Here is a 10,025-nt window from a genome sequence, read left to right on the forward strand (position 1 = left end):
CTGAAGAGGGTGACAATACTGTAACGCTTACCGTAACTGATGATTATGGTAATAGCGCTACGTGTACAGCTGTCGTTACCGTTGATGGTAGCTTCCCAGAAGTCACTATTTCACAAAGTGAGCTTCCAGAGTTTTGCCAAGGTGCTGTAGTAGTCTTAACGGCTAACAGTGATGAGGCTGTAGAATACTTATGGAACTCCGGTGAAGAAACGGCTTCTATTGAAGTGGCTGGCAATGGTATTTATGGTGTGCTAGTCACATCGGCTACTAACTGTACAGCTTATGCTGAATTTGAAGTAACTGGGTTTGATGCTGGTGCGCTTACTGCTGCCTATACTATTATTGCAGAAGAAGAAGTCTTCTTACATGGTAACAACCTAGTGCAATCAGGTGGTGTGGGTGCTATGGATCCAAATATTGGAAATATCAAGTTACACCAAGCAACTACCGTGGTTGATTTTGGTCAGGCCGTGAGCTTTAACCTGAATCAAGGAAGTACTATTGGCGGTCAGGTGTTTGCACCTGCAAACCCAACCATCCCTGCATTTGTGTTTAATACGTTCTCAAACAACAGTAGTCCAGATGTGACAGTAAATAACAACCAAACACAAACCCTTAATGGAAGTGTGTATGATGTCATTACTGTTAAACAAAACGCAACGGTGATATTCAGTCAGTCTAATGTTTACATTAATGAATTAAAAACCTTTGATGGCGCTTCGATTGAATTTGAAAACTGTGCTAATGTCTTCATCAATGAGAAGTTCATGCTCGCTCAAAATGGTACTATTAATGACGATGACCCGAACAAAGTGGTCTTCTATGTTAATGAGGATGTACAGATTGAAAAAGAGTCTAATGTACGCGCTAGTATTCATGCTTATTATCATGAGTTACTGGTAAAAGGCAACCAGAATGGTGCGCCTACTTATATGACTGGACTCTTTATTGCTAACCGCGTGCATGGTAATAAAAACGTCATCTGGAATGCCGATGATTTATGTGATCCGTGTCCTGTTGACCAACCTGTTTCTGGTGGTACAGACGTAAGCGATAACAATGACTTAAGAATGGGTATTGATATGGAGGTTTTGGCTTGGCCAAATCCTTCTAACTCAAACTTTAACTTAAGATTGAAAACAGCTATCAGTACAGATGATGTTGAAGTTCAAGTATTTGATATGAACAACAGACTGGTACATAAAGGAAACTTTAAATTTGATGGCACTCACATTTTCGGGGATAAACTCGATGGTGGTGTCTATATCGTCAAAGTGACTCAAAGTGGTATCACCAAGTCCGTAAGACTGGTACGATACTAACCCCAAAATAGTTTTAGTGATAAAAAACCCTCCTATTTGGAGGGTTTTTTGATAATGTTATTTAACTGAATTATTTAACCGCTTATCGAAAAAACAATTTCGTAACCATTTATTAAACTTCAAATTTTGGGAACTTAATTTTTAATTACCTACTTTTAACAAGCTATTAATCAACATATCTTCTTTTTTCACGAAGTGGTTGAGACTAACCAAAGTCTACTTTAAATTTATTATTTTCTAACAGAACATTCTTATCGTGTTTCTGTAAAAAGATTCTTGTGTTTTGGTATTGTTATTAACCAACACATGTAATCAATGAAAAGTCTTTACTTTAAATTTCTTCTTTTCGATAGTCGATTTCTTTTCAAACAAATCAAACAATAATTAACAACCATATCATGAAAAAACAAATTATTATTTTATGCCTTTTATTATTATCAGTAATAGGCAATTTACAAGCTCAAGAACCATTTATTGGTGAAATTAGAATGTTCGCAGGCAATTTTGCACCTAGAGGCTGGGCATTCTGTGACGGACAATTATTACCTATTTCGCAAAATCAAGCACTGTTTTCTATTTTAGGAACTACATACGGTGGAGATGGTAGAACCACCTTCGGTTTGCCTGAATTGCGAGGTCGTTTCGCAATGCATGCTGGCAACGGACCTGGATTGACACCCAGACCTCAAGGACAACGCAGTGGTTCTGAAAACCACACTCTAACCTCAAACAATTTGCCTCCCCATAGTCATGTGGTTGCCATACCATCAGCTCAAGTTGGTGACACTGATATTCCAAACGGTAATATTTTATCTGGAAATAGCATCAATGGATTTAAAGCAAACTCTGATGGTACTTTGGCTACTTTTAACACAGGAAGTAGTGGAAACAATGCAGCTGTAAATCATGTACCTCCATTTACAACAGTTAGGTATATAATTTGCTTACAAGGAGTTTTTCCTTCAAGAAACTAACTAACAAAATATCAATTATCATGAAAAAGCAACTTATAATTTTTACGATACTTTTATTTTCTTTTACAAACTTTTCACAAGCTCAAGAAGGCTTTATTGGAGAAATAAGAATGTTTGCTGGAAATTTCGCTCCAAGAAACTGGGCATTCTGCGACGGACAATTACTCTCAATAAGTTCAAATACAGCGCTATTTTCAATTTTGGGAACTCAATATGGCGGTAATGGTCAAACCACATTTGCCTTACCAGATTTAAGAGGTCGGTTCGCCATGCACACAGGCAACGGCCCAGGATTAACTCCCAGATTTCAAGGTCAAATGGGAGGTTCTGAAGGTCATATATTAACAGTAAACAATTTACCCTCACATAGTCATGTAATAGCTATTCCGTCGGCAGAAGAAGGTGAATCTGACCTTCCAAATGGAAATTATTTATCAGGCAATGGCATAAATGGATTTAAAGCAACTTCCGATGGTACCCTTGGTAGTTTTAATTCAGGTAATACTGGAAATAGTGAAGCTGTAAACCACATACCACCTTATACAACTGTGAGATATATCATTTGTCTTTTTGGTACGTATCCTTCGAGAAATTAAAAAAATTTAAAGTATATCATTATGAAAAAAATACTATTACTGATAGCAACCATTATTTTGACAATTAATGGTTATACTCAAACAAACTTATCAGCTGGCGATATAGCATTTCTTGGAAGCAATACAGATGGTGCAACAAATCTTGATGATTCTTTTGCATTTGTACTCCTTAAAGATATTGATGCCGCTACAACCATAATTTTTACTGATAGAGGTTGGAATGATAGTACTAATAGCTTCTTTAGCTATCCTGGGGATGGTGAAATGACCTGGACATCTGGAATAGCGCGATCCAAAGGAGATATTATTACTCTAGATTTATCTGGCTTAAATCCAGTTTCTACAGCCTATTCTTACATTGGTGATCAATTATTTGCCATTCAAGGTTCCATAAGCACACCTATATTTATCGCAGGTTTACAATTCAATAATGTTGCTTCTGGAGGCGATGATGCCAACTGGGATGGCGCAGCAATAGATAATGCTACCTCCGCACTACCGGATGATTTGATAACTGGTAATACCGCAGTTAGATTGATTAATATTAGTAATTTAGAGCAAGATAATTGGCAGTTTAGTTGTAACCTCGCTGGGGCAAACCCTATTGAAGGAACACCAGAACAAATTAGAGCCATATTGCACAATCGTAATAACTGGGTTAGCAATGATACCAATGTATATAATCCAGCAGTAGAATCTGGATGTGCGATTTCTATTGTAGACAATTGCCAAACATCAGATGCTTCCACGGCTTTTAATGATGAAGCTACTGATGGTTTTGGAAGTTGGACTTTTGTTGACACATCTAATTCAGGTCATTTTACTGCCTCATCAACTGATAATGGTGATGGTGACAACAACAACGACGATGATATTAATAGCACGGGTGGAGCTTGGGGCTTATTTGCTAATTCTGGACAAATAGCAGAAATGATTCGACCCTTTGATAGTCCGTTAAGTACTGGAGACACCTTTAGTATTCAAATGGATAACGGTTGGATTGAATCCGGCGGTGTGGTTGGTTTTAGTTTAAGAAATAATTCTGGTGAAAATCTTTTAGAGTTTTATTATTCAAACGGTCAACCTAGCTACACTATAGATAACCTTAATGGCGCAGAAGGAACTGGAATTGGTTTTACAGACGAAGGTTTACAGTTCGACCTGACTATGACCTCCAATAATACAGTAGATATTACCATAACAGAATTATTTAACGGTGCTACACATAATTTTAGTAAATCCTTAAAAAACCCTTCTGGTGGACAGGTTATTTCAATTTTACGTATGTTTAATTTTAATGCAGGATTTAATTCAGAGCGTAATGCTTATTTTAATAATCTAGAAGTCTGTACTAGCCCTGGAACTGATAATGATGGTGATGGCTTTAATGATGATATAGATTGCGATGATAACGATGCTGCTGTAAATCCAGATGCTGACGAAATAAATTTTAATGGCATTGATGACGATTGTAACCCAGACTCTTTAGATGAAAATTCAGGTATTTTTGAAAGTTACGTAATCGTTAATAGCGCCTATTACGATTTAATGGCAAATACTGCTAATACTGATTTTGATGCTAACAATTTAGGAAACCTAACCTGCACAGATGTACTCGTTTTAAATGGTGCACAAAACAAAACATTTAAATGCGATACTGGTGATATTACAAATAGCAAACTGTTTTATAGAGTTTACGAATCTAGTAGTAGTCCAAGTGCATTTATAGAATTAAATTTAGGCTTTTTAAGTAATGATGGTGGAGCACCTGCCGGCTGTCAAAACCAAACATGGCAAACGGCTACACATAATGTTGATATATTGAATAGCTTAGCACCTGGTAATTATACGCTAGAAGTTTACACAACTGCAGATTATACACACGATACAGGTTCTGGCACACATCAAGCCGATAATGGTGGTTCAAACTATGTTGCTACTTTTTCAGTTTTTGATGATGCACCAACCGCCGTATGTAATAACATAACTGTGCAATTAGATGCCTCTGGCAACTATACCTTAACACAAGCCGATATTGAGGCTATTGGAAACGGAACTACCGATGCCTGCGGTGATGTGACCTTTAGTGTCGATAACACCACGTTTGATTGTAGTGATCTGTCCGGCGGTCCATCTATTCTCGACGATTTGTTTATCTCGGAATATATTGAAGGTAGTAGCAACAATAAATGTATAGAAATCTATAATGGTACAGGTGTAGCTATAGACCTATCAGCCAGTGCATATACCTTGGAACGCTATTCCAATGGTGGTACAACGCCTACTGCTATTGCTTTAAATGGAACAGTTGCCAATGGTGATGTTTATGTAATCTGTAACCCAAGTTCAACTGCTGCTTTCTTAAACGAAGCTGATGAAACCAACAGTAACATTAATTTTAATGGAGATGATGCCGTTGTGTTATTGAAGAATGGTACACCCATTGACGTATTCGGGAAAGTTGGACAAGATCCAGGTTCTGAATGGAATCAGGGTGGAAATACAACAGCAAATAATACTTTAGTAAGAAACTCTGGTGTAACTCAAGGTAATACTGATGATGCCACCGATTTTCCATCTCTGGCTACAGAATGGACTGAATTTACTCAAGACTATTCTGATAATTTAGGAACCCATACCGTTTCTGGTGGTGGTGCATCTCCTACTGTGATATTAACCGTAACGGATTCTAATGGTAACACAGCAACATGTACCACAACAATAACTGTTGAAGATAATACTGCGCCAAATGCAATTTGTCAAGCCTTTACTTTACAACTTGATGGTAATGGTGTAGGTGTTCTAACTGCCGAAGATATTGATGGTGGGTCTAACGATGCCTGTGGCATTGCTAGCCTTTCTGCTAGTCAAACTGATTTTGATTGTTCACATTTAGGAACTAACACAGTGACGCTTACTGTAACAGATAACAATGGTAATACAGCAACTTGTGATGCAACTGTTACTGTGGAAGACAAAGTGGCACCTACTGTAGTCTGCAATGATATCACTGTTGAATTAGATGCTTCAGGTAACTATACCCTAACGCAGGAAGATATTAATGCTATTGGTTTAGGTAGTGAAGATGCTTGTGGTGATGTGACTTTTAGTGTTGATAATGATACATTTGATTGTAGCGATGTATCCACTACTGGTGTTGTAATACCTAGTGTTTGGATTAATGAAATACACTATGATAATGATGGTGGTGACGTCGGCGAGTTTATTGAAATTGCTGGAACTGCTGGAATAGATTTATCGGCATATGACCTTTTAGCCTATGATTCTGATAACGCTCTAGATAGCACCGTACAACTCTCTGGAATTATTCCTGATGAAGGCTCTGGTTTTGGAGCCATTGCTTTCTACCTTTCTGATTTGAATAGTCAGTTCTTTGAAAACGGTCCTTCAGAAGGTAGAGCTTTAGTGACTTCAGGCAATGTGGTCGATTTTATTTCTTATGAAGGCATTGTAATAGCTAGTGATGGTGCAGCTTCTGGAGCAACCTCTACAAATATTGGCGAAGAACCAGGAGACACACCTATTGGGCAAAGCTTGCAGCAGACTGGTGATGGTACTGCTCCTTGGGTTGGGCCAACAACTGCTAGTCCTGGAACTTTAAATACTGGACAATCTTTATCATCAGGTGGAGGCTCACAAATTACGTTCACAGTAACTGATGAAAATGGAAACTCTGCTACGTGTACAGTAACTATAACTGTTGAAGATAATATTGCACCTAATACAGTTTGTCAAGTCTTTACTGTTCAACTTGATAGTAACGGTGTGGGCGTTCTAACTGCCGAAGATATTGATGGCGGGTCTAACGATGCCTGTGGCATTGCTAGCCTTTCTGCTAGTCAAACGGATTTTGATTGTTCACATATAGGTACTAATACAGTAACGCTTACTGTAACAGATAACAATGGTAATACAGCAACTTGTGATGCAACAGTTACTGTTGAAGACAATGTGCCACCTACTGCGGTTTGTGCTACAGACATAGTAGTTCAGCTAGATGCCAGTGGTAATGGTACCCTTACTGTAGCCGATGTTGATGGTGGTTCTACTGATAATTGTGGTGTAGCTAATGTAACTATTGATAACTCAAGCTTTACTTGTAACGATATTGGTGGTGGGTCTTCTAATCCTCCTGTAACTGAATCTTTTGAAGATTGGAGCGATGGAAGTTATGGAGGTACTGCTACTGCTACTCTTGCTAGTGGTATGTGGGAATCTAATAATGCCCTTACCGGTGATCATGCCTATTCTGGTTCTAGAGGTGTACGTTTTAATGATGATAGCGGAGAAAATGAATATCTATTATATAAAGGTTTTGATGGCAATGGAAAAGATGGTGGTTTAGGTACTATCTCATTCTGGTACAGACACTGGGATGGTGATGGCTCTAACGTCGAGTTCCAAGTACAATATAATCAGTCTGGCGCTGGTTGGATCAATGTTGGACCTGTAGTTAATGCACCAAGTACAACTTGGATGCAATTCTCGGAATCTCCAAATATTACTGGAGATGATATTTTAGTGAGAATCATCTCTATTGATGATGCGGAACGTATAAGCTTTGACGATTTTAGTATGTCTGATGCTTCAGCTGGACCTACAGTAACCCTTACGGTTACTGATGTAAACGGAAACGTTTCTACATGTACGGCTCCTGTAACTGTTGAAGATAATATTGCGCCTAATGTAGTTTGTAATCCTTTTGAGGTAGAACTAGATGCTTCAGGCAATTATACTCTAACGCAAGCAGATTTAGAAGAAATTGCAGACGGAAGTTCTGATGCTTGTGGTATTGCAGATATTTCTGTATCACCAAATTCATTCAGTTGTGCTGATGCTGGCGAAGTTATTGATGTAACGTTATCTGTGACAGATAACAACGGTAATACCAACTCGTGTATGACTGTAATTTTAGTTGAAGATATTACGGCGCCAACAGTAGTTTGTAATGACATTACAGTTGAATTAGATGCCACTGGCAACTATACCTTAACTCCAGAAGATATTAATGCGATTGGTTTTGGTAGTGATGATGCTTGTGGCGATGTAACCTTTAGTGTTGATAATGCGAATTTTGATTGTAGCGATGTTGTTATTTCTGAACCTATAGTTGCTGCTGATTTATTCTTTTCTGAATATGTTGAAGGTTCGAGCTTTAATAAGTATATAGAAATTTTTAACGGAACTGGTAGTAATGTTGATTTATCTGACTATGAATTACGATTGTATTCTAATGGTGCTAGCGGACCTTCAACTAGTAATGACCTATCTGGAATTTTGAATGATGGCAATGTAATTGTTTATCAAAACTCTAGTGCCTCCGTTTATGGCGGGACTGCAATGAACGCCACTGCTGTAAATTGGAATGGTGATGACACCGTTGTTCTATGGAAAAAGAGCACGAATACTGCTGTAGACATTTTTGGTAAAATTGGCGAAGATCCAGGCTCACAATGGTCGGTAGCTGGTAATACAACTCAAAATCAAACATTAAGAAGAAACTCTAGCGTAACTCAAGGAAATATTGACGATGTGAGTGGTTTCCCTTCATTGGGTACTGAATGGACTGGATTAGCGCAAGATGATGTGACTGGTTTAGGAACGCATAGCATGTCAAGTGGTAACTTAAACTCACCAACAGTGACTTTAACTGTTACTGATGTTAATGGTAATAGTGATACTTGTGTTGCTACCGTAACTGTTTTAGATAACATTTTACCAACTGTGGTTTGTAATTCTATTACTGTTGAATTGGATGATTCTGGAAACTATACATTATCATCTGTCGATATTGATGCCATTGCTAATGGTAGCGAAGATAATTGTGGCATTGCTAGCTTAAGTGTTTCTCCTGAAAGTTTTACCTGTGCTGAAATAGGTCAAAATACGATAACATTAACAGTTACCGATATAAATGGAAATGTTGATTCGTGTACAACTACCGTTAACGTTATTGATACTACTGCACCAGTAGTTGTATGTCAAGATATGACAGTTCAACTAGGCGCTAATGGTTCTGCATCAATTGTAGCGGGAGATATTGATGGTGGTTCTTATGATGTATGTAGCAATGTAACTTTAGCAATCAGTCAAAATTCATTTGATTGTGACGATGTGAACGCTATAGTACCTATTAATGATCTATTCATCTCTGAATATATTGAAGGAAGTGGTAATAATAAATGTATTGAAATTTTTAATGGAACTGGAAGTTCAGTAAACTTAACTAACTATACATTAGTTAGATACTCAAATGGAACCACTAGTGGATCTAATATTAGTTTGTCTGGAACCATAGCAGATGGTGATGTTCACGTAATCTGTAACTCTAGTGCCGATGGTGCATTTTTAGCTGAAGCTGATCAAACTTCGGGCAGTTTAAGTCATAATGGTGATGATGCTTATGAATTAGTAAATAGCGGAAATGTTATTGACATATTTGGAAGTGTTGGTGAAGATCCAGGTGCTGAATGGAATGTTGCGGGTAATGAAACTCAAGACAGAACCTTGAGAAGAAACATCAATATCACTAAAGGAAATATAAATAATACTGCAGGGTTCCCTTCTCTTGGAACAGAATGGACTGAATTTGCACAAAATAATGCTGATGATTTAGGTAGTCATACGGTTGATGCTAGAGGTGTTGAAGTAACCTTAACAGTTACAGACGCTTATGGAAATTCTGATACGTGTGTAGCCATTGTACGTGTTGAAGACAACATTGCACCAGAGATTACTTGTGTACCAAATACAACTTTAGATACAGACCTTGGCGTATGTGATTATACGGTTGTTGGTACTGAATTGGATGCAACGTTTACTGATAATTGTTCATCTGGAATTATAACCAACGACTATAACAATAGTGATTCGCTTGTTGGAGCTATATTCCCTCAAGGAACTACTGTAGTCACATGGACTGCTGATGACGGTAATGGTCAGACTGTATCCTGTACTACAGAAGTAACTGTTGAAGACAACGAAGCACCTGTTGTTAATTGTTTAAGCTTACAAGTACAATTAGACGAATTTGGTAACGGAAGTATCACTGAAGATGATATTGATGGTGATTCGTACGACAACTGTGAGATTGCTAGTATTTCGCTATCACA

4 protein-coding genes are annotated in these 10,025 nt (G+C 37.9%); all 4 read left to right on the plus strand.

What is annotated here, in order from left to right; all coding sequences use genetic code 11:
* On the plus strand, positions 1 to 1,322 hold a 1,322-nt coding region (locus tag HGK31_RS14560), incomplete at its 5' end, for a T9SS type A sorting domain-containing protein (protein WP_191861092.1).
* A gap of 398 nt (positions 1,323 to 1,720) precedes the next feature.
* Positions 1,721 to 2,296 carry a phage tail protein gene (locus HGK31_RS14565; RefSeq protein WP_191861093.1) on the plus strand — a complete coding sequence of 192 codons (576 nt, stop codon included), beginning with the start codon at positions 1,721 to 1,723 and terminating at the stop codon, positions 2,294 to 2,296.
* Positions 2,297 to 2,316: 20 nt separating this feature from the next.
* Positions 2,317 to 2,892 carry a phage tail protein gene (locus tag HGK31_RS14570; RefSeq protein ID WP_233451146.1) on the plus strand — a complete coding sequence of 192 codons (576 nt, stop codon included), beginning with the start codon at positions 2,317 to 2,319 and terminating at the stop codon, positions 2,890 to 2,892.
* Between the two features lie 21 nt (positions 2,893 to 2,913).
* On the plus strand, positions 2,914 to 10,025 hold a 7,112-nt coding region (locus tag HGK31_RS14575), incomplete at its 3' end, for a lamin tail domain-containing protein (RefSeq protein ID WP_191861095.1).

This window comes from Hanstruepera ponticola (assembly GCF_012931685.1).
Taxonomy (GTDB): domain Bacteria; phylum Bacteroidota; class Bacteroidia; order Flavobacteriales; family Flavobacteriaceae; genus Hanstruepera; species Hanstruepera ponticola.

What these genes read in the sequence shown, in the direction of transcription:
- HGK31_RS14565 (WP_191861093.1), top strand. Translation starts at nt 1,721, where the DNA reads ATGAAAAAACAAATTATTATTTTATGCCTTTTATTATTATCAGTAATA.
- HGK31_RS14570 (WP_233451146.1), top strand. Translation starts at nt 2,317, where the DNA reads ATGAAAAAGCAACTTATAATTTTTACGATACTTTTATTTTCTTTTACA.